The organism is Rhodoferax sp. LS1R11, from assembly GCF_056521395.1.
In genome coordinates, this window is record NZ_JBWMAW010000003.1 from 75,213 (window position 1) to 95,023 (window position 19,811).

A 19,811-nucleotide genomic window follows, 5' to 3' on the forward strand; every position below is an offset into this window, starting at 1 on the left:
TCCACCGCGACCAGTGTGACTCCGATTAAAAAAAGACTCCTCGCACCACAATATCGGTGCGGGAGTCCACTTTTGCCCAGATCAGAAAAGGTTTTCTTGATCCGAGAACAAACTCATGACGGACTCACCCTTGGCAATGCGCTGAATCGTCTCGGCGATCAGTGGTGCCACAGTCAGTTGCCGAATTTTTTTGCAGGCTGATGCCGCTTGGCTCAAGGGAATGGTGTTGGTCACCACGACCTCATCCAGTGCATCGCCGTTGGTGATTCGCTCAATGGCAGGACCCGAGAAAATGGGGTGCGTGCAGTAGGCGTAAACCTTTTTTGCACCGCGCTCTTTCAAGACTTCAGCCGCTTTGACCAGCGTGCCGGCGGTGTCGATCATGTCGTCCATGATCACGCAATTGCGGCCTTCTATTTCGCCGATCACGTGCATCACTTCGCTCACGTTGGCTTTGGGTCGGCGTTTGTCGATGATGGCCAGGTCACAGCCAAGCTGTTTGGCCAATGCGCGGGCACGCACCACACCGCCCACGTCAGGCGACACCACAATCAGGTCTTCGTAGTTCTTTTGGCGCAAATCACCCAGCAAAACAGGTGATGCGTAAATATTGTCAACCGGGATGTCAAAGAAGCCCTGAATCTGGTCTGCATGCAGATCCATGGTCAAGACTCGGGCGACACCAACGGCTTGCAGCATGTTGGCCACCACCTTGGCGGTGATCGGTACCCGGCTGGAACGCGGACGACGGTCTTGACGCGCATAACCAAAGTAGGGAATGACGGCACTGATGCGCTCGGCGGAAGCACGTTTGAGTGCGTCCACCATGATGAGCAGCTCCATCAGGTTTTCGTTGGTGGGAGCGCAGGTGGACTGAACCACAAACACATCACGGGCACGAACGTTTTGATTGATTTCGACTGTCACTTCGCCATCAGAGAAGCGACCGACAGTTGCTGCACCGAGGGAAATATTCAAATGGCGAGCAATGTCTGCGGCCATCGCAGGATTGGCATTGCCCGTAAAAACCATGAAATCAGGGGTTTGAGCAGCCTGCATGAGTATCCCAGCGATTGAGTATCGTTTGCGCCTGTACGCTCAGCTTGTGAAGCGTACAACTAAATATTTGGCAGGGGAAGAAGGACTCGAACCTTCGCATGCTGGAATCAAAATCCAGTGCCTTAACCAACTTGGCGACTCCCCTACACGGGTTGACAGCTACAAACTGTCAACCGATAACCTGTCGCTGGATGCCCAACCCACGAGGGGATGAAAATCCAAACTGTTGCAAAACCTGACCTGAAATGTGTCTGGCACATCTTGCAGATCAAACTGCTGCAACACTTGAGCAAATACTGCGCTTCCAGAGCCTGTCATTCGACCCTTAAGCCCCTGAGTGCCCAGCCACTGAATGGCCTGCGTCACACTGGGGCAAAGTCTTTCTGCCACACTCTGCAAGTCATTCTGACCAAAGTCAAAAGCATCTGCAGCGAAGCCTGCAATTATAGCAGTTTCCGTGTCCCTTTTTAAACCTGCGTCTGAAAAAATCAACTTGGTGTCCAGACCTTCAGAAGGTTTCACCACCAAAAACTGTCCTCGCGGAAGATCAACGGGTGTCATTTTCTCCCCAATGCCTTCGACCCAGGCATTGTGACCGCCCAGGAAAAAAGGCACATCTGCACCGAGTTTCAAGCCAATTTCTTTGAGCTGCTCAAGAGAAAGGTGGGTTTTCCAAAGTCGATTGAGCGCCAGCAGTGTGGACGCAGCGTCGGACGAACCGCCGCCCATGCCCGCTTGCGCAGGAATATTTTTGTGAACACCTATATGAACGCCGTGCGGGCTGTCTGTGGCTGACTTCAACGAGCGCGCTGCCCGGGTAATCAAGTCATCTGCAGGCAGTGATGTGGTGAGGTCTTCGCGGCTGACCTGGCCGTCAGTCCGCAGATCGAAGTGAAGGGTGTCGCACCAGTCGATCAACATGAAGACGGACTGGAGCAGGTGATAGCCGTCGTCACGCCTGCCTGTGATGTGTAAAAACAGGTTGAGCTTGGCTGGCGCGGAAATATCGTAAAGCGACTTCATGGTGATAGGGAGGGGCGCAAACGTAATTACTTGTCGAGGACCAGGCGCAGCTCTGCAAGTGGAGCGGGCTGGGTCCGGCGCGCGATGATGCGTCCTGAGGCGTGTTGGGAAAGATCGGCGCGCCATCCCGCGACTGCAACGTCGTCACCGACCAGCCAGGAAAACAACGCAGATACAGGAATGTTGGTGCCAAGGGCTTGTCTGATCAGGACGTCCAGCGACTCGAAATGACGTACTTCATCGTTGGTGCGCAGGGTGGCCGTTTGCGGCGACCACGCAAGAGAGGCTGCGGTACTGCCCAGGGGGGTGTACAGGGCTAGTTCGCCAGCTTGAACAGAGCCGGACAATTCGAAAGCTGCCGAGAAATATTGAGGCTGGGGGGGCACCTGATCGGAATCAACCCGGACCGACATGCGGCCACGCCACACCGTTGAATTCGAATCAAATGTGCCCGGTGCCCTTGCTGGTAGGGCACAACCAGCTATTAAAAAAGTAGCACTTGCCAAGGCGGTACATAAAAATGTCAACCGCCGCATCACAACTTCACACGCAGGCGCTTGAGCGTTTCCAGCAACGTTTCGTTGTCCGCATTGAGCTGTGTGCCTTCTTTCCAGATCGCCGCAGCCTGTTCCTTTCGTCCCATGGACCATAAAACTTCGCCCAGATGCGCCGCAATTTCGGCGTCTGGTTTGGCTTTATAGGCAGTCTGGAGAATGCGCAAGGCTTCGACCAGGTTGCCACTGCGAAACTCAACCCAGCCCAGGCTGTCACTGATAAACGGGTCGCCAGGTGCGAACTCCAGTGCTTTCACAATCAATTGCCGGGCTTCGGGCAGGCGTGTGTTGCGTTCCGCAAACGAGTAGCCCAAAGCGTTGTAGGCATGCTGATAATCCGGTTTGCCTGCGATGACATTGCGAAGCAGGCGCTCCATTTCATCGAGGTTGCCCAGTTTCTCGGCCACCATGGCCAAATCGTAAACAAGGTCAAAGTCATCCGGGCTGCGTGCTATGGCATCTGCAAGCAGGTCGTAGGCTGCCTTGTATTGTTTGCTGTCCCGGAGCAATTGCACCTCGGCGGTTACTTTCAGCCGGGCTTCAGCAGGGGTTTTTTGGGGCAGGCCACGCACCAGTATGCGCGCCTCTTCGAGTTTGCCTTGCCTGGCCAAAATGGCGGCGCGACGCAGTTGGGCGTTCAGCACGTCGTCTGGATTGTCAATGCGCTTTAGCCACGCGTCAGCTTCAGCAAAATCTTTTTTCTGCTCCGCAATTTGAGCCAGTGACAGGTAGGCTTGCGTCAGACCGCGATTCAACTCCACACGGGGCGAGCCGTTGCGTTTGGCCGTGGCCAGTTCAACGTAGCGTTTGAACGAGCGCTCGGCCACCGAGGGTTTGCCGTCCTGCAGTTCCAGGGCACCACGTATCAGCCAGGCTTGTGCGTAATCCGGTTTGTCGGTGGTGATGGCTTGCACTTGAGCTGATGCCTCTGTGAAGCGCTGCGCTTCGAGCAAGGTGCGGGCGTACTCCATTTGCACCTCGGGCAAGGGCTTGCCTTCCAGGTATTTTTTTACAATCGCTTCGGCTTGGGGGGCTTTCGAACCCATCAGGGTTAAAGCGAGCAGGGCCGGACCTGCTGATTTCGGATCCATCGTCTGCGCTTTGCGGGCTGCATCCACGGCGCCACTCGTGTCACCCGCATCGAGTCGCATTTGTCCGATCGTGGTCCAGGCCGCAATGCCCACGCCTGGCGCAGTCAGGTAGTCCGTCAGGGCATGCTCCACCGTGGATGCAGCTGCTTTTTTATCGGTCGCGCGTACAAAATAGCGGGGGATATTAGACACAACGGCGCTACGGTCCTTGGCGTCAGTCAGGGCGATTTCGCGTTTGAGCGGCTCCAACACCTCCGGAATGCGATTCAAGCCGATCAGAATTTGCAGGACATAACGGTTGGCCTCTTTGGATGCAGGGATGGCCTGTTTCCAGGCGCGGGCACCCTGTAGCGCGGATTCGCCCGAGCGAGCCTGGAGTGCAATGTCGACAGCACGCTGGTACAGCTTGGGGTCATTGGTTTTGCGTGCAGCATCCAGAATCAACGAAAACCCGGTGCCTGGCTCGCCTCCGCGCAAATTGAGCTCTCCGATCAACAACTCATAAAACAGTTCACCGTCCATGGCTGAAGCAACAGGCGCAGCCACTTTGTCACTGGGTGATTGGGCATTGGCGGCCAATGACGTCACAAGGGCAAGAAGAAGGGGGAAACGGTTAAAACGCAACATCGGACCATAATAATCCATGTCCTCCTCAAAATTTTTCCATGCCTGAATTACCCGAAGTCGAAGTGACGCGGCTTAGTTTTGCCGGTGATATTGCAGGTTCCCGCGTACTCGCCGTGACAATGGGCAAACCCCTGCGGTGGCCTTTGGGTTGTTCTCCGGTCCAACTCGAAGGGCGTACCGTTCGCTCTGTGCGTCGGCGTGGCAAGTATTTGTTGATTGATCTTGATCGGGGAATGTTGCTGGTGCATCTGGGCATGTCCGGCAGTTTGAGCTTTTCCAGACAGTTGCCTCAAGCCGGGGTGCATGATCATTTTGAAATGGTGACCAGCCAGGGGACCTTGCGATTGAATGATCCCCGGCGGTTTGGTGCGGTGGTTTATGCCGCTGATGAGAATGCCCCCATCGCGCACAAGCTGCTGGGCAAACTGGGTATGGAGCCTTTGTCGGATGATTTCGATGTCTCACTGTTTCATGCCGGCCTGCAGCGCCGAAAAGCTGCAATCAAGCAGGTGTTGCTGGCCGGTGATGTGGTGGTCGGTGTAGGTAATATTTACGCTTCCGAGGCGCTGTTCATGGCGGGTATTCGGCCCACCGTCAGCGCCGCAAAGTTGAGCGGACCAAGAGCGGCCAAACTTCACGCTGCCATTCGGGATGTTCTGGCCCGGGCCGTAGCCAAAGGGGGGAGTACGCTGCGGGACTTCTCCAGTGCCAACGGCGAAACTGGTTACTTTCAGCTTGAAGCCATGGTGTACGGACGGGACGCCCATCCCTGCCGGGTGTGTGCGACCCTTATCAAATCCCTGCGGCAGGGACAGCGCTCGACTTTTTACTGCCCCGTTTGCCAAAAAGCTTGAATCTTCCGAGGTAGCTCGGTGCTATATTAAAAGACGCCTCGGAGGAAAATTGGGTACTTCATTTAACGACAAGTTTGATCAACACGGCACGTGGCGGCGTGAGTTTGCGCTTCGGCTCAAGCTGCTGGCAGAGTGGATGAAAGATCACGATCTGCTGGATGCCGCTGTGCAAGAGCGTCTGCGGCGCCTGGAGGTCCAGGTGCGATCCGACAAAGTGATGGTTGCTTTTGTGGGGGAATTCTCGCGCGGCAAGTCTGAGTTGATCAACGCCATTTTCTTTGCCGGTTATGGTCGGCGGATCATGCCCGCCAGTGCAGGGCGCACCACGATGTGCCCGACCGAGATGGGCTTTGATGCCGATGTGCCCCCTTGTTTGCGCTTGCTGCCGATCGAAACACGGCTGCAGCCCCAGGCGTTGATGGAGTGGCGCATGGTCCCCGAGAAGTGGACGCGCATTGACCTCGATGTCGATGATCCGCAGCAACTCTCGGCTGCACTTGAAAAAGTGGCTGAAATACGTCGCGTAACTCAGGATGAGGCACGAGCGCTGGGTTTCTGGCAGGAGGAAGACAAGCCGATCGTCGATGCACACGGGTTGGTGGAAATCCCAAAGTGGCGCCATGCGTTGATCAATATCGCGCATCCCTTGCTCAAACAAGGGCTTGTCATTCTGGATACCCCTGGTATCAACGCCATCGGCGCTGAGCCTGAGCTGACTGTCAGCCTGATTCCGCAAGCGCATGCGGTGGTCTTTATCCTGGGTGCGGATACCGGTGTTTCCAAGTCGGACCTGTCTCTCTGGCGAGAGCATCTGATGGGTGAATCCGACGATGTCAACACCCGCCTGGTGATTTTGAACAAGATCGATACCCTGTGGGATGCGCTGAGTACCCCGGCCCAGATTCAGCACCAGATCGAACGCCAGCGAGCGTCAACGGCTGAAATTTTGGGGGTGCCCAAGCGCCAGGTCATTCCCGTGTCGGCGCAAAAAGGCCTGGTGGGCAAGGTCACGGGCGACATGGAGTTGCTTGAGCGCAGTTGTCTGGCGGCTCTGGAGGAGGCCCTGAGTCGCAGCATCATGGGGCAACGACAGAAGATTTTGAGCGGTGCCGTTCTCGTCGGAATTTCGGATTTGCGGGCTGAGACCGGGCGAGTGATCAACATCCGTCAACGCGATCTGACGGAGCAGACCATGGAACTCAAGGGTCTGCAGGGCAAGAACGCGCAAGTCATCAAGAACATGCGTTCCCGCATCTCGCAGGAGCAGGTCGATTTTGACCTGGGAGGCGCAAAAATTCATGCCGTGCGCTCGGTGAATATGAAGTTGCTGCGCGAGGTGTTCAATTTGCTTGGGCCGTCCGTGCTCAAAAAAGAAATGGCGAAGTTGACGGAGATGCTGCAGCAAAAAGGTCTCAAACTGGGCGTACGCCGCGCCTATGGCGCAACTTTTGATCGTCTGCGCGATGGTTTCCATGCAGTGGAATCCATCAGCGCTGAGATACAGAGCATGTTGACGGCCACCTTTCGCCAATTGAATGCCGAATACGGATTCTCATTGCAGGCGCCCGCAGAGCCTCCCTTGGCCAGGTACCGCAATGATCTGGATATGGTGGAGCGCAATCATCTGCAATATTTGAGTCTTGGCAATGCGTTCAGGTTGGCGCAGCCTGAATTCACGGATCGGTTGATCCGTGCGCTGTCCACGCGTCTTCGCGTCATTCACGAAACTGCGTTGGGTGACATTGAGTTGTGGAGCAAGGCTGCCGGTGCTCAACTCGATGCACAGCTACGTGAACGACGGAAGAACTTTGATCGCCGCCTGGAAGCGATTGACCGCATCCAGCTGGCCACCGGCGGACTTGATGAGCGAATGGATGAACTGCAAACGGAAGGACTGGCCCTGCGCCAACTCGAAGCCAAGCTGGATGAACTGACGGGTTACTTTGCCAGTGATTCACGATCGGATGTCGACCGTATCCATGCTTTTCGTGAGTCGGAGCGGGTTTGAGTGCTGAGCATGATCTTGACATGACTGATTTTTCCACCCAGGTCGTCAGTTGGCAGAAAGCGCACGGAAGAAACGATTTGCCGTGGCAAAACACGAGGGATCCCTACCGCGTCTGGCTGTCCGAGATCATGCTGCAGCAAACCCAGGTGGCCACGGTTCTGGCGTATTACCCCCGATTTCTGGCACGTTTTCCCAACGTCGCTTCACTGGCTGGTGCTACGCTTGATGATGTGCTCGGTTTGTGGAGCGGTCTGGGGTACTACAGCCGGGCCCGAAACCTGCATGCCTGTGCTCAAGAGGTGATGACGGAGTTTGGTGGCGCTTTTCCTCAGACTGCGCCGTTATTGCAGACCTTGCCTGGCATTGGGCGATCCACGGCTGCCGCGATTGCCTCACTGTGTTTTGGCGAACGTGCCGCTATTTTGGATGGCAATGTCAAACGCGTGCTGACCCGCATGCTGGGTTTTGATGCAGATCTGGCGTTGGCTGCGAATGAGCGACAACTTTGGGATGAGGCAACGCGCCTGCTGCCTGAGCGTGATTTGTACCATGCCATGCCTCGGTATACCCAGGGCGTGATGGATCTGGGGGCGACGGTCTGCACCACCAAAAAACCCAGGTGCACGGATTGCCCGGTGGTGTCCTCCTGTGTGGCGCAGGCGCAAGGTAAGCCCGAGCGTTATCCGGTAAAGACAAGAAAACTCAAGCGCAGTTCGCAGTCCATTTGGCTGCTGTGGGCGGCACATGAGGTTGACGATGTGGTGTGGCTGAGCAAGCGGCCAACCCCTGGGGTTTGGGCTGGCCTTTACTGCTTTCCCTTGTTTGACAGCCGGGATGCTCTGGAAGTGGTCATTCCTGAGCAGTACCGGCCTGGGATGCTGGATGCCCCCACGTTCATGCATGTGTTGACCCACAAAGACTTACACCTGCATCCGGTGCAGGTCAGGTTGCCCAGCTCAGCCCTTTCGACTCTGGCGGGCGCTTGGGTTGCTGCCGGGAATTGGCCTGATTTGGGTCTGCCTGCTCCCGTGCGTAAGCTGCTGGTTCAGGGGTAGGCCACCGGCGTCAGAGGGCATCAAGCTCCCGGTGCCTTTTGAGGGTGACCCATTGATTCTCAAACAGTTTTACCAGCTGTTCAACGAGGTAGACCGAGCGGTGTTGTCCGCCAGTGCAGCCTATGGCAACGGTCACGTAACTTCGGTGGTCCCTGGCCAGCGCGCCCAGCCAGTGATTCAGGAATTTCTGGATGTGCTCGAGCATGAGCGCAACATCGGGCTGTTCTCGCAGAAAGGCTGCCACAGGTTCGTCTTGCCCGGTCAATTGCCGTAGTTCCGGCTCATAGTGCGGATTGGGCAACATGCGAACGTCGAACATGTAATCGGCATCACCGGGAACACCACGCTTGAAGGCAAATGATTCGAATACCAGGGTCAGTTGTTCATTGGAGGCCGAGATTAAAGATTTGACGTAGCCTTGCAATTGCGAGGGCCGGATGATGCTGGTGTCGATGACGTGGGCTTGCTCACGAAGGTCTGCGAGAAGCTCCCGCTCCAATTCAATCGCGTCCACCAAGGCGTGGCGCTGGTCCCGCGCTGGGTGGTCGATGGTCAATTGGGACAGCGGGTGCTTGCGCCTGGTTTCTGAATAGCGGCGCACGAGTGTTCCAGTCGTGGCATCCAGAAACAGGGAGGTGACGCTGACGCCCTGTTTTCGAAGGGTTTCAAGCTGTTCTGGTACCAAAGGCAATGACTTGGCACTGCGAACGTCCATGGCAATGGCGACGCGCGTGGCCTGGTGGTCTTTTTCAACCTCCACAAAGGGCAGAAGCAGCTCGGGCGGCAGGTTGTCAACGCAATAGAAACCGGCATCTTCAAGCGCGTGCAAGGCCACTGACTTGCCGGAACCCGACATGCCGGTAATCAGGACAATCTGTAAATCGATGTTGTGTGTATTCATCCCACTACTCTCGCGCCTGCAGCATTTCCTTGGCATGGGCCAATGTCGTGCCCAGGAGACGTTCGCCGCCCAGCATGCGGGCGACTTCCGCCACCCGTTGTTCACCCTGCACGCCGACCACAGAGCTCACCGTGGTATTGCCTTGCATTTGTTTGGCCACCACCAAATGGTGGTCGGCACAGGCCGCAACCTGGGGCAAGTGAGTGACTGCCAGAACCTGCCGGTCGACCCCCAGCTGTTTCATGAGGCGGCCCACGGTTTCGGCCACGGCACCGCCAACCCCGGAATCCACTTCGTCAAAAATCAACGTCTGTGCGGTGCCAAGACGACTGGTGGTGACTGCAATGGCCAGCGCCATGCGCGATAACTCTCCTCCCGAAGCCACCTTGTTGACAGGACGGGGCGTACTGCCTGCATGCCCCGCAACCAGAAAGCTCACATCCTCCAGACCGCTTTGCATAGGCTGCGCAGACTTTTGAAGTGACACCTCAAATTGACCTCCCTGCATGCCCAGGCCCTGCATGGCTTGCGTGATTGCTTTTGCCAGTTGAGGCGCTGTTTTTGTCCGGGCTTTTGAAAGCAGCTTGGCTTCAACCATATAGGCTTCCAGCGCTGCTGTCTGTGCTGCTTCCAGCGCTGTCAAATCAGCAGCCGCATCCAGTTTTTCCAAGTCCAGTTTCCAGGACGCCAACAAAGCAGGTAGTTCGGCAGGGGCTCGTTTGTAACGCCGGGCCAATGACAGCCACAAGGCCATGCGTTCGTCGAGTTCACCCAGACGCTGGGGATCGAGCTCCGTCTTGCGCAGGTAGGCGCGCAGCGAATGCACCGTATCCTCCACTTGCGCCAGGCTGGATGCCAAAACCTCTGTCAGTGCTTTGAAATACGGCTCCAGGTGCTCCTGTTGTTGTAGCAAGTGGCAGGCATTGTTCAGGGTACCCAGTGCATTGGGTTCGTCATCGTCCAGCGTTTGAAGGGCCCCCTGAGCTGCGTCCATCAACGCTTGCGCATTGGACAGACGGCCATGTTCCGTGTTCAGTTCATTCCACTCGTCGGACTGAGGCGCCAGCTTTTCAACTTCACCAATCTGCCACGCGAGACGTTCCCGCTCTCGTTGAAGAGAGTCTTGCACTGCATGGGCTTGCGTCAAATCATTTTGGGCTTGCCGCCATCGCTGCCAAAGCGCTGACAAGGCTGTTGTTGACACCCGGGCATAAGCGTCCAAAAGACCTCTGACTGAATCCGGGCGAGTCAAACTTTGCCAGGCATGTTGGCCATGAATGTCCAGTAGCTGCTCGCCAATGTCACGCAGTTGCGTGGCAGTGGCGGGGCTGCCATTGATCCAGGCACGGCTTTTACCCAGGGTGTCTACCGTGCGTCGCAGCAGCAGACTGTCGCCCGCATCAAATCCTGTGGTGTCCAGCCAGGCCTTCAGCGCTGCGGTCGATTCGAATTCGGCACTGACGTCCGTGCGATTGGCGCCTTCACGGATCACGCCCACATCGGCTCGTCCGCCTGTCACCAATTGCAAGGCGTCGATCAGGATCGATTTGCCGGCACCGGTTTCCCCGGTCAGGACGGTGAATCCGCTGGCCAGATCGAGGTCTAGCTCACTGACGATCACGAAATCACGCAAGACAATACGTTTCAAGCTCACGGTCAGGCTACTCCTTCATTCCAATGCAGTTTCTGGCGCAGTGTGTCAAAGTAAGACCACCCTTTGGGATGCAAAAAACGCACATGATGCTCTGATCGGGTCACTACGATGCGGTCACCGTGCAGCAAGGATGCCAGCGACTGCGTGTCGAAACTGGCGCTGGCATCTCTTCCTGCTACTACTTTGATAGCTATCTCCGCAGCATTGGCGAGGACAATCGGCCGATTTGATAAAGTATGTGGTGCAATAGGCACCAGCACCCAACCCGGTATGGACGGGTGTAACAGTGGACCGCCTGCGGAAAGTGAATAGGCGGTAGAGCCCGTGGGGGTGGCGATGATCAACCCGTCTGCCCGCTGGTTGGCCACAAAGTGCCCATCCACCTCCACCCGTAACTCCACCATGCCGGATGTCGCACCACGGTTCACCACAACATCGTTCATGGCGAGGGCGTCGAACACGCAGTGCCCGTCACGGATCACTTTGGCGTGGATGAGGCTGCGATGGTCCTCTTCATATTCACCCAGCAACATCGGGGCAAGCGTTGCCTTGAAGTTGTCAAACGGGATGTCCGTCATAAAGCCCAGTCGTCCCTGGTTGATGCCGATCAACGGAACACCAAAATGTGCCAACTGGCGACCTATGCCCAGCATCGTGCCGTCGCCACCCACCACCAGCCCAAGATCGCATTGCGCACCGATGTCCGCTACGCTCAACACCGGGTAGCCCGCAATGCCCATGTTGTGCGCCGTGTCATGTTCAAAAAACACCTCACAACCCCGGGCGTGCAAAAAATGGGCGATGTCTTCCAGCGCACTACGCGATGAAGCCCCGCCGGCACCCGAAGACACCGCGTGATATTTGCCAATCAGTGCTACATGCCGGAATTTAGATTTCATTCGCAAATTACATCACTAAAATGCCTTCATGCTGGATGATCGTGCCAAGTTGTTATTGAAAGCGCTGGTTGAGCGCTACATCGCCGATGGGCAACCCGTGGGTTCGCGCACGCTGTCAAAAGCCTCCGGGCTGGACTTGTCGCCCGCCACCATCCGCAATGTCATGTCTGATCTTGAGGAGTTGGGGCTGATTGCCAGTCCGCACACCTCAGCCGGACGAATCCCGACGGCCCGCGGCTACCGCCTGTTTGTCGACACGATGCTGACGGTGCATCAGGGGCAGTTCGCATCGCACAGTCTGGCGCCGGATCAGCCGCAAAAAGTGATTTCGAATGCTGCCAATCTGCTCTCCAGTCTGTCCCAGTTTGTCGGCGTGGTCATTGCGCCGCGCCGCTCGTCGGTATTTCGCCATATTGAGTTTTTAAGACTCTCAGAGCGACGGTTGCTGGTCATCATCGTGTCGCCGGAAGGGGACGTGCAGAACCGCGTTATTTTTACCGAGGCAGATTACTCTCAATCCCAATTGGTGGAGGCGGCCAACTACCTCAATAGCAACTATGTCGGCTTGGCGATCGAACAGGTTCGTGAACGGTTGAAAAATGAGGTTGAGTCACTTCGCTCCGAAATTGCCAGTCTGATGCAGGCTGCGGTGGTCGTGAGTTCCGATGCCATTTCCGAGACGCAGGATGAAGTGGTGATTTCAGGTGAGAGGAATCTTTTGGCGGTCACCGATTTTTCGAACGACATGGGGCACTTGCGACGCGCATTTGAATTGTTTGAACAAAAGGCCCAGCTGATGCGTTTGCTGGATGTGGCTGGACAGGCTGAGGGCGTGCGTATTTTTATTGGCGGCGAAAGCCAGGTCGTGCCATTCGAGGATTTGTCGATCGTCAGTGCACCGTATGAGGTGGATGGTCAAGTGGTGGGTACCCTCGGAGTCATTGGCCCGACGCGCATGGCCTATGACCGGATGATCCAGATTGTGGATATCACATCGAAATTAGTCAGCAACGCACTGAGTCACCACAAGTAGGCCTTTACAATCAGCGGTTCGGTCGGGCCGTTAGCTCAGTTGGTTAGAGCAGAGGACTCATAATCCTTTGGTCCACAGTTCAAGTCTGTGACGGCCCACCAGTTATTTAGTGCTATAATTTATCTCTCAGCGGCTGTAGCTCAGTTGGATAGAGTACTTGGCTACGAACCAAGGGGTCGTGGGTTCAATTCCTGCCAGCCGCACCAAAAAGTGAGGGCCTGTAACTGTAAAGTTACAGGCCCTTTTCTTATTTGCCTTCTGCTTTCAAGAAGGTTTCTCAAGCGTTGAGTTTTGGAGTCGCCATGAACAAGGCTTTCACCAAAGAGTCTGATGATGCAGATGAAGATGAGCTGCAGCTGCCATCGTTGCCGGCTGGGGCGAAAAATTACATCACACCTCAAGGTTATGCGCGCATTCGCCACGAGCTGTTGGACTTGATTGACAACGAGCGCCCCAAAATTGTCGATATCGTTCATTGGGCTGCCAGCAATGGCGACCGATCGGAGAATGGAGACTACATCTACGGGAAAAAGCGGTTGCGTGAGATTGATCGGCGAATCTACTTTCTGACCAAGCGTGTGGAGAAGATGGAGGTCATCAATCCAGCAGTTCATCATGGCAGCGACCAGATATTTTTTGGTGCGACGGTGACCTACATGGAAGACACGGGGGCGACGCGGACTGTGACTATCCTGGGAATTGATGAGGCAGAGAGTTCACATGCTCAAGTGACTTGGGTGTCGCCCATTGCCCGAACGCTATTGAGAGCGCGAACCGGGGATGTGCTGCAGTTGCTTACGCCTGCTGGAGTGGTGGAAATCGAAGTACTTCATGTTCAGTACCCTGAGCCAGATTTAAACTAAATTAACGCGTTGTCTTTGCCCGCTGGGCTTTGAGTACTGAGGGTGTTCTTCTCAGATTACGCAGCGCTGTTTCAAGTTGTGTCTGGTCGCGCACGGCAATGATAAAACGCAAGTCTGTAGCATCCTGCTGTGCGGCTTCGTCTTCCATGTCAATGTGGGTGATGTCTGCTTCTGCCGTTGCAAGTGCCGCTGCCACCCGCGCCAAAACGCCTTTGCCATTGGTGACGGTGACCAGCACCTCTGTCTCAAAAGCGCGAACAGGTTCATCTGACCATTCGACACCAATGAATCGTTCGCTGTCTTTGTGTTTCAGCTTTTTGGCAATGGCGCAGTCGTCGGCATGCACGATCAAGCCCTCGCCCCTACCCAAATAGCCCACGATGGCATCCCCGGGAATTGGCCTGCAGCACGTGGCGAAGCGAACGGATGCGTTTTCACTGCCGTCGAGTACGACGCTGCCTTGCGACACCGTCTCATTTGCAGAGAACCGTTCGCGAGTAATCAGCACGGCATCAGGCTTTTCGCCGCTGTCTGCCAGCAGGTTCAGCATGCGTTTTGCGACGATTCCGGCAATGCGCTTACCCAAGCCAATATCGGCCAGCAACTCCGATCTGCTTTTGTTGCCACTGAAACGCAACAGTTTTTCCCAGATGAATTGATTTGCGGGCGTATCGTCAGGCAATTTCTCAATGCCTTCGGCGCGCAATGCCTGGGTCAACATTTTTTCACCTAAGTCTTCGGAATCTGCCAGGCCCAGTGTTTTGAGGTGATGGCGAATTTTCGAGCGGGCGCGAGCGGTGCGGACAAAGCCCAACCAAGCCGGGTTGGGTGAGGACAAGGGCGCTGTGATGATTTCAATCACATCGCCGTTTTTCAGCTCAGTTCGCAGCGGCACATGTTCGCCATTGATCTTGGCACCCATCGTGCGGTCCCCGACGTTGCTGTGAATCGCATAGGCAAAGTCGACGACTGTTGCCCCACGTGGCAACGCCAAGATTTGACTCTTGGGGGTGAAGACATAGACGGCGTCAGGAAACAGGTCAACTTTGACGTGATCCCAAAATTCAGCAGCATCACGGGTTTCATCCTGGATATCCAGAAGTGACTGCAACCATTTCGACCCGAGCCTGTCTCCATTGGTTGTCTCTGAAGGATTATTAACCTTGTACAACCAGTGTGCGGCTACGCCCGACTCGGCGACCACATGCATCGCTTCAGTACGGACCTGAAATTCCACATTGACACCCGACGGGCCTACCAGTGTCGTATGCAGAGACTGATAACCATTGAGCTTGCCAATGGCGATGTGATCCTTGAACTTGCCAGGAACAGGCTTGTAGAGCTGATGCAAGGTGCCGAGTGCCGTGTAGCAATCAATCACGCTGGGCACCAGCACCCGAAAGCCATAAATGTCTGTCACCTCGGCAAAACTCAGATGCTTTTCATCCATCTTTTTGTAGATGGAGTACAAGGTTTTTTCTCTGCCCGCAATTCGCACTTTCATGCCACTGCTGACAAAAGCGGCCTCAACTTCTCGCTGAACTTTCTGGATAAGATCCCGGCGGCGGCTGCGGGCCTTGGCAACAGCTTTGGACAGAATGGCATAGCGCCAAGGCCGCAAATGGCAAAAAGACAGGTTCTGAAGTTCTCGGTAAGTCTGGTTCAAACCCAGTCGGTGTGCGATTGGCGCATAGATGTCGAGCGTTTCAGAGGCGATCCGTGCCCATTTTTCACGTGGTGCATCCGACAGGGTGCGCATGTTATGTGTCCTGTCCGCCAGCTTGATCAGGATGACTCGCACGTCACGGGCCATGGCCAAGAGCATTTTTCGAAACGACTCGGCCTGATTTTCTTCCCGTGTATTGAAATGCAGTTTGTCGAGTTTTGTCAGCCCATCAACGAGTTCCGCCACTGGCGAGCCAAAGCGCTCGATCAGTTCGATTTTGGTGATGCCGCAGTCTTCCATGGCATCATGCAGAAGCGCCGCCATCAGGGCTTGCGCGTCCAATTTCCATTCTGCGCACTGAGCGGCAACAGCTATGGGGTGGGTGATGTAAGGCTCACCACTGTTGCGCATCTGGCCCAAGTGGGCTTCATCGGCAAACCGGTAGGCGAGCCGGACTTTTTCCAGATCAAGTGGCGAGAGGTAGTCGAGGATGGCAATCAGGCTTGCAAAACTGGCGGCGGCGGCATTCGCTGCTGCAGGACTGGGCGCTGTGTGTTCGTGTTGAATTACACCCAAGATTGATGTTTTGCTATTGAAGGGCTTGATGACGGTACTCACCCCTCAAATATAGCGTGGAGATCGCCGTTTGGCGCTCAGCAACAAAAAAGCACCGTGAACGGTGCTTTTTATGGGGCGCAGAGAAAGTTTACAAAGGAACTTTTTTCAACATTTCAATGCCCACTTTGCCTGCAGCAATTTCGCGCAGTGCGGTCACTGCCGGCTTATTCTTGCTTTCCACTTTGGGTGCATGACCCTGGCTTAGCATGCGTGCACGGTAAGTCGCGGCCAGTACCAGCTGGAAGCGATTGGGAATCTGCGCCAGGCAGTCTTCAACAGTAATACGGGCCATGAAATTCTCCGAAAAACCAAGGGGTGCACTAGGGAATGTGCAAAGCTTTGAACGTTTCAGCTCTGGCACGGCGCTGAGCCGAGAACTTGAGACGTTGAGAATGAACGATTGCCTTGAGATCAAAGAGCGCCCGGTCAAACAACTCATTGATTATAACGAAGTCGAATTGATTCACTTGCGCTACCTCGATAGCTGCGTTTTTGAGCCGCAATTCGATGACTTCAGCCGAGTCTTCACCCCGGCGCTCCAGACGGGAGCGCAATTCCTCCCAGCTGGGCGGCAGGATGAAGATGGTGATGGCGTTGGCAAACATCTTCTTGATCTGGATGGCGCCCTGAAAATCGATTTCGAGGATGACATCGGCGCCTTGTGCCATGCGCTCCTCAATGGCCTTTTTGGACGTGCCGTAACGGTAGTTGTGCACATTGGCCCATTCGACGAACGCATTGGCCTGAACCATGGCGTCGAACTCCTGCTCAGACGCAAAGAAGTACTCGCGGCCATGTTTTTCCTGACCGCGTGGCGCACGGGTGGTGTGCGATACCGAAGGCTGCACGTGAGAATCCAGTTCCAGCAGTGCTTTTACCAAGCTGGATTTGCCAGCCCCACTGGGGGCCGCAACAACAAACAAATTTCCGGGATAGTCCATAAGAGACGGCATTGGCCGATGAATGACAGGGTCGCGCTATTCTATGTTCTGCACCTGTTCACGCATTTGCTCAATAAGGACTTTCATATCGACCGAGATGTGGGTTAATTCAAGTGCGGCTGATTTCGACCCCATGGTGTTGGCTTCGCGGTGCAATTCCTGAATCAGGAAGTCGAGGCGCTTGCCGATTTCGCCGCCTTTTTTGATCAGGCGCTCAAGTTCATCAAGGTGGGAGCTGAGGCGAGTGATTTCCTCGGCTACATCGATGCGAATGGCAAAAGCGGTTGCCTCAGCCAATGCGCGGTCTTGCGCGGCTTCGGGCAAGGTGGCGCCCTCGGTCAGGGCCATCGCTTCTTTCCAGCGGTCCAGAAAGCGCTGGCGCTGTTGGGCAACCAATTGGGGAACCAGGGGCACCGCTTGACCGGCCAGTGCACGCAACTGGTCAATGCGTTCCAGCAGCATGGTGGCCAGGCGGGCACCTTCGCGCTGACGTGAGGACAGCAGTTCTTTGACGGCTTGCTCGGCCAGTGGCAGGATGTTGTCACGCCAGTCCCGAGCCGTGGAGTGGTCGCCGGCTGACAGGCGGATGACATCGGCCACGCTCAATGACCTGGCATCCGGTAGCCAGGCTTTGACGCTGTCCTGCACGGCATTGAGGCGCTGCAGCAGTCGGGGGGACGGGTCGGTAACGGTGTTCTGGGTGCTGGTTTCGATGGCTGCACGCACCTCCACTTTGCCTCGTTTGAGGCGTCCGACGACGAGCTCGCGCAGTGCTGGCTCGAATTGGCGAAGTTCCTCGGGCAGACGAAATGACAGGTCCAGAAAACGGCTGTTGACCGAACGGATTTCCAGCCCGAGTTGGCTGGCGGGCGTGTTTTTTGAATCTGTCTCGGAAGGGGAATTGGCTGTGCTGTGCTGGGCACTGGCATAGCCAGTCATGCTGTAAACTGGCATTGCGACTCTTTGATCAATGAAATGTGCCTGAGAATAACCCGGTTCAGGCAGGCCTGATGAGAGCAGATTTAAAAATTATGTCAAAGGTCAAACCCGCACCGTTACCCCCCGACACCGTCATAGGTGGTTACCGCGTTGTCCGTAAAGTTGCGGCTGGCGGGTTTGGTGTGGTCTATCTGGCAATCGATCTGGAGGGGTTGCAGGTGGCCGTCAAGGAATACCTGCCGTCGTCGCTGGCTACTCGTGCGCCGGGTGAGTTGATGCCGCAGGTTCAGCCTGAAAAGCTCTCTCTGTACCGGCTTGGGCTCAAAAGCTTCTTTGAAGAAGGCCGCTCTTTGGCCCAGATTTCCCACCCCTCGGTGGTGAGCGTGATGAATTTCTTCCGGGAAAACGAGACGGTCTACATGGTGATGAATTATCTGGAGGGCGGGTCCCTGCAGGATTTCATCATCACGGCACGTGATCTCAAGCAAGCCAAAGTGTTTCGGGAATCCACGATCCGCTCCCTTTTTGACGAAATTTTGCGCGGTTTGCGGATTGTTCACCAGCACAAAATGCTGCATCTGGACATCAAGCCTGCCAATATTTTCATCACGGACGACAACAAATCCGTGTTGATTGACTTTGGCGCTGCACGTGAAGTCTTGAGCAAAGAGGGCAACTTCATTCGTCCGATGTACACGCCAGGATTTGCGGCACCTGAAATGTACCGTCGTGATGCATCCATGGGGCCGTGGACCGACATTTACGCCATTGGTGCCTGCATGTATGCCTGCATGTTGGGGTACCCCCCCAATGAGGCTCCGCAGCGCCTCGACAACGACCGTATTGCGACCGCCATGGCGCGTTTGCGTGGTGTGTATTCCGACAATCTGATTGAGGTCGTTGAGTGGTGCATGTCGCTTGACCCTCTCTCCAGGCCGCAGTCCGTGTTTGCCCTTCAAAGAGAGCTCAGCCGGGAGGGCGAGCGCCGCTATACCAAATTGAGTGTCAGCGAAAAAGTGCGTCTTCAGTTCGACACCATGGTGTCTGACACCAAAAAGAACGTCCAAAAAGCGGCTGGCGTTGGCGGGAAATCGCCATGAAATTCTCCGTTTTCCAAATGAGTCGCATGGGTGGGCGGGAAAAAAATGAAGACCGAATGGGGTATTGCTACACCATTGGTTCCGGCATCTTCCTTCTTGCGGATGGCATGGGGGGGCATCCGGAAGGAGAAGTCGCGGCTCAACTGGCGGTTCAGGTGATTTCAGGGATGTTTCAAAAAGCGGCCAAATCAAAAGTCCAGAACGTTCCCGCATTTCTGGAGGCTGCGATCATGGCGGCGCACCGCCAAATCGTGCGCTACGCCATTGAAAAAGGCATGCTGGACACGCCCCGAACCACCATCGTGGCGGCGGTGGTGCAAGACGGCGCGGTGACCTGGATTCATTGTGGTGATTCGAGGCTTTACCTGGTACGACATGGTGAGTTGTTGGTGCGCACCCGGGACCACTCGTTCATTGAGCGGCACCAGGAAGCGGTTGACGCCCCGAAGCTGGCCGAGCGTATCAACCGCAACGTGCTGTTTACCTGCCTGGGGTCACCGGCCAAGCCGGTGTTTGACATCACCGGCCCTGTCCTGCTTCATCAGGGTGACAAGTTGATGCTTTGCTCGGACGGGCTGTGGGGCAGCTTGAGTGAGGTCGAGATTGCCTACTACCTGAGCCTCAAACCGGTCAATGAGGCGGTTCCCCATCTCGTGGAGAAGGCGCTCCTCAAGGCCGGTGCGACCAGTGACAACGTCACTTGTATCGCGCTGGAATGGGAAACGCCGGACGCGGTGGAGTCCCTACTCGAAACGATCTCGACCGAGACGCTGATTCCCGGTGCTTTCCAGTCCACCGTTCAGTCCAGCTGGGCCGACTCGACGCCGGTGGATCTGGACGACGAGGCCATTGAACGGTCGATCGCTGAGATCAACGAAGCCATCCGGCGTACTGCCGCCAAAAAAGGCTGATACGGCCTGGTGGCC

At 55.8% G+C, this 19,811-nt stretch carries 18 protein-coding genes and 3 tRNA genes; 9 read left to right on the forward strand and 12 right to left on the reverse strand.

The features are described 5' to 3' along the window. Positions 1 to 81: 81 nt before the first annotated feature. The 5 genes from AC097N_RS05055 to AC097N_RS05075 all read right to left on the reverse strand — a co-directional run bounded on the left by AC097N_RS05055 (position 82) and on the right by AC097N_RS05075 (position 4,372). Complete coding sequence (locus AC097N_RS05055; RefSeq protein WP_479579659.1) at positions 82 to 1,059, reverse strand: ribose-phosphate pyrophosphokinase; 978 nt, start codon at positions 1,057 to 1,059, stop codon at positions 82 to 84. 68 nt (positions 1,060 to 1,127) lie between these two features. Next, a tRNA-Gln gene (locus AC097N_RS05060) sits at positions 1,128 to 1,204 on the reverse strand. Between the two features lie 14 nt (positions 1,205 to 1,218). Then, the gene (ispE, locus tag AC097N_RS05065; protein ID WP_479579660.1) at positions 1,219 to 2,082 is read right to left on the reverse strand and encodes a 4-(cytidine 5'-diphospho)-2-C-methyl-D-erythritol kinase; all 864 of its coding nucleotides are present in this window, start codon (positions 2,080 to 2,082) and stop codon (positions 1,219 to 1,221) included. 26 nt (positions 2,083 to 2,108) lie between these two features. Continuing rightward, entirely contained in the window at positions 2,109 to 2,732 is a 624-nt protein-coding gene (locus AC097N_RS05070) for a lipoprotein insertase outer membrane protein LolB (protein ID WP_479579661.1), read from the reverse strand. Beyond that, positions 2,618 to 4,372, reverse strand: a complete 1,755-nt coding sequence (locus AC097N_RS05075; RefSeq protein WP_479579662.1) for a tetratricopeptide repeat protein — start codon at positions 4,370 to 4,372, stop codon at positions 2,618 to 2,620. Before AC097N_RS05075 ends, AC097N_RS05070 begins: the two co-directional genes overlap by 115 nt. Before the next feature lie 20 nt (positions 4,373 to 4,392). Here AC097N_RS05075 and mutM point away from each other — a divergent pair, with 20 nt between their 5' ends. Genes mutM through mutY form a run of 3 tightly spaced genes read left to right on the forward strand, consistent with a single transcriptional unit; the run spans position 4,393 to position 8,271 of the window. Beyond that, on the forward strand, positions 4,393 to 5,208 hold the full coding sequence (mutM, locus tag AC097N_RS05080) for a bifunctional DNA-formamidopyrimidine glycosylase/DNA-(apurinic or apyrimidinic site) lyase (RefSeq protein ID WP_479579663.1): 816 nt from the start codon (positions 4,393 to 4,395) through the stop codon (positions 5,206 to 5,208). 49 nt (positions 5,209 to 5,257) lie between these two features. Further along, positions 5,258 to 7,216 (forward strand): dynamin family protein, encoded by a 1,959-nt coding sequence (locus AC097N_RS05085; protein WP_479579664.1) that lies wholly within the window; start codon positions 5,258 to 5,260, stop codon positions 7,214 to 7,216. A gap of 20 nt (positions 7,217 to 7,236) precedes the next feature. After that, positions 7,237 to 8,271, forward strand: a complete 1,035-nt coding sequence (mutY, locus tag AC097N_RS05090) for an A/G-specific adenine glycosylase (RefSeq protein ID WP_479579665.1) — start codon at positions 7,237 to 7,239, stop codon at positions 8,269 to 8,271. Between the two features lie 10 nt (positions 8,272 to 8,281). On the opposite strand, the gene rapZ is transcribed toward mutY, so the two are convergent. The 3 genes from rapZ to AC097N_RS05105 are packed head-to-tail and all read right to left on the reverse strand — an operon-like array spanning position 8,282 to position 11,725. Beyond that, a complete protein-coding gene (gene rapZ / locus AC097N_RS05095) occupies positions 8,282 to 9,157 on the reverse strand; it encodes an RNase adapter RapZ (RefSeq protein WP_479580092.1) in 876 nt (291 codons plus the stop codon). A 19-nt stretch (positions 9,158 to 9,176) separates the two neighbouring features. Beyond that, the gene (recN, locus tag AC097N_RS05100; protein WP_479579666.1) at positions 9,177 to 10,826 is read right to left on the reverse strand and encodes a DNA repair protein RecN; all 1,650 of its coding nucleotides are present in this window, start codon (positions 10,824 to 10,826) and stop codon (positions 9,177 to 9,179) included. A 2-nt stretch (positions 10,827 to 10,828) separates the two neighbouring features. Then, positions 10,829 to 11,725, reverse strand: a complete 897-nt coding sequence (locus tag AC097N_RS05105; RefSeq protein WP_479579667.1) for an NAD kinase — start codon at positions 11,723 to 11,725, stop codon at positions 10,829 to 10,831. A 28-nt stretch (positions 11,726 to 11,753) separates the two neighbouring features. On the opposite strand from AC097N_RS05105, the gene hrcA reads away from it, so the two are divergent. The 4 genes from hrcA (at position 11,754) to greB (ending at position 13,621) form a co-directional block, all read left to right on the forward strand. Beyond that, positions 11,754 to 12,758: a heat-inducible transcriptional repressor HrcA gene (gene hrcA, locus AC097N_RS05110; protein ID WP_479579668.1), complete on the forward strand. Its 1,005-nt coding sequence runs from the start codon at positions 11,754 to 11,756 to the stop codon at positions 12,756 to 12,758. Between the two features lie 24 nt (positions 12,759 to 12,782). Then, a tRNA-Ile gene (locus tag AC097N_RS05115) sits at positions 12,783 to 12,859 on the forward strand. Positions 12,860 to 12,887: 28 nt separating this feature from the next. Beyond that, positions 12,888 to 12,964 (forward strand) — tRNA-Arg (locus AC097N_RS05120). 96 nt (positions 12,965 to 13,060) lie between these two features. Further along, on the forward strand, positions 13,061 to 13,621 hold the full coding sequence (gene greB, locus AC097N_RS05125; RefSeq protein WP_479579669.1) for a transcription elongation factor GreB: 561 nt from the start codon (positions 13,061 to 13,063) through the stop codon (positions 13,619 to 13,621). 1 nt (position 13,622) lies between these two features. On the opposite strand, the gene AC097N_RS05130 is transcribed toward greB, so the two are convergent. The 4 genes from AC097N_RS05130 to AC097N_RS05145 all read right to left on the reverse strand — a co-directional run bounded on the left by AC097N_RS05130 (position 13,623) and on the right by AC097N_RS05145 (position 17,800). Further along, positions 13,623 to 15,863 carry a RelA/SpoT family protein gene (locus AC097N_RS05130; RefSeq protein ID WP_479579670.1) on the reverse strand — a complete coding sequence of 747 codons (2,241 nt, stop codon included), beginning with the start codon at positions 15,861 to 15,863 and terminating at the stop codon, positions 13,623 to 13,625. Positions 15,864 to 15,993: 130 nt separating this feature from the next. Further along, positions 15,994 to 16,197: a DNA-directed RNA polymerase subunit omega gene (gene rpoZ, locus AC097N_RS05135; RefSeq protein WP_479579671.1), complete on the reverse strand. Its 204-nt coding sequence runs from the start codon at positions 16,195 to 16,197 to the stop codon at positions 15,994 to 15,996. Between the two features lie 28 nt (positions 16,198 to 16,225). Next, positions 16,226 to 16,846, reverse strand: a complete 621-nt coding sequence (gene gmk, locus AC097N_RS05140) for a guanylate kinase (protein WP_479579672.1) — start codon at positions 16,844 to 16,846, stop codon at positions 16,226 to 16,228. Between the two features lie 36 nt (positions 16,847 to 16,882). Next, positions 16,883 to 17,800, reverse strand: coding sequence for a YicC/YloC family endoribonuclease (locus AC097N_RS05145; protein WP_479579673.1), 918 nt, complete (start codon positions 17,798 to 17,800; stop codon positions 16,883 to 16,885). Between the two features lie 77 nt (positions 17,801 to 17,877). On the opposite strand from AC097N_RS05145, the gene AC097N_RS05150 reads away from it, so the two are divergent. Both AC097N_RS05150 and AC097N_RS05155 read left to right on the forward strand, forming a co-directional pair. Next, positions 17,878 to 18,885: a serine/threonine protein kinase gene (locus AC097N_RS05150; protein WP_479579674.1), complete on the forward strand. Its 1,008-nt coding sequence runs from the start codon at positions 17,878 to 17,880 to the stop codon at positions 18,883 to 18,885. Next, positions 18,882 to 19,796, forward strand: coding sequence for a PP2C family protein-serine/threonine phosphatase (locus AC097N_RS05155; RefSeq protein ID WP_479579675.1), 915 nt, complete (start codon positions 18,882 to 18,884; stop codon positions 19,794 to 19,796). Before AC097N_RS05150 ends, AC097N_RS05155 begins: the two co-directional genes overlap by 4 nt. Positions 19,797 to 19,811 lie beyond the last annotated feature (15 nt).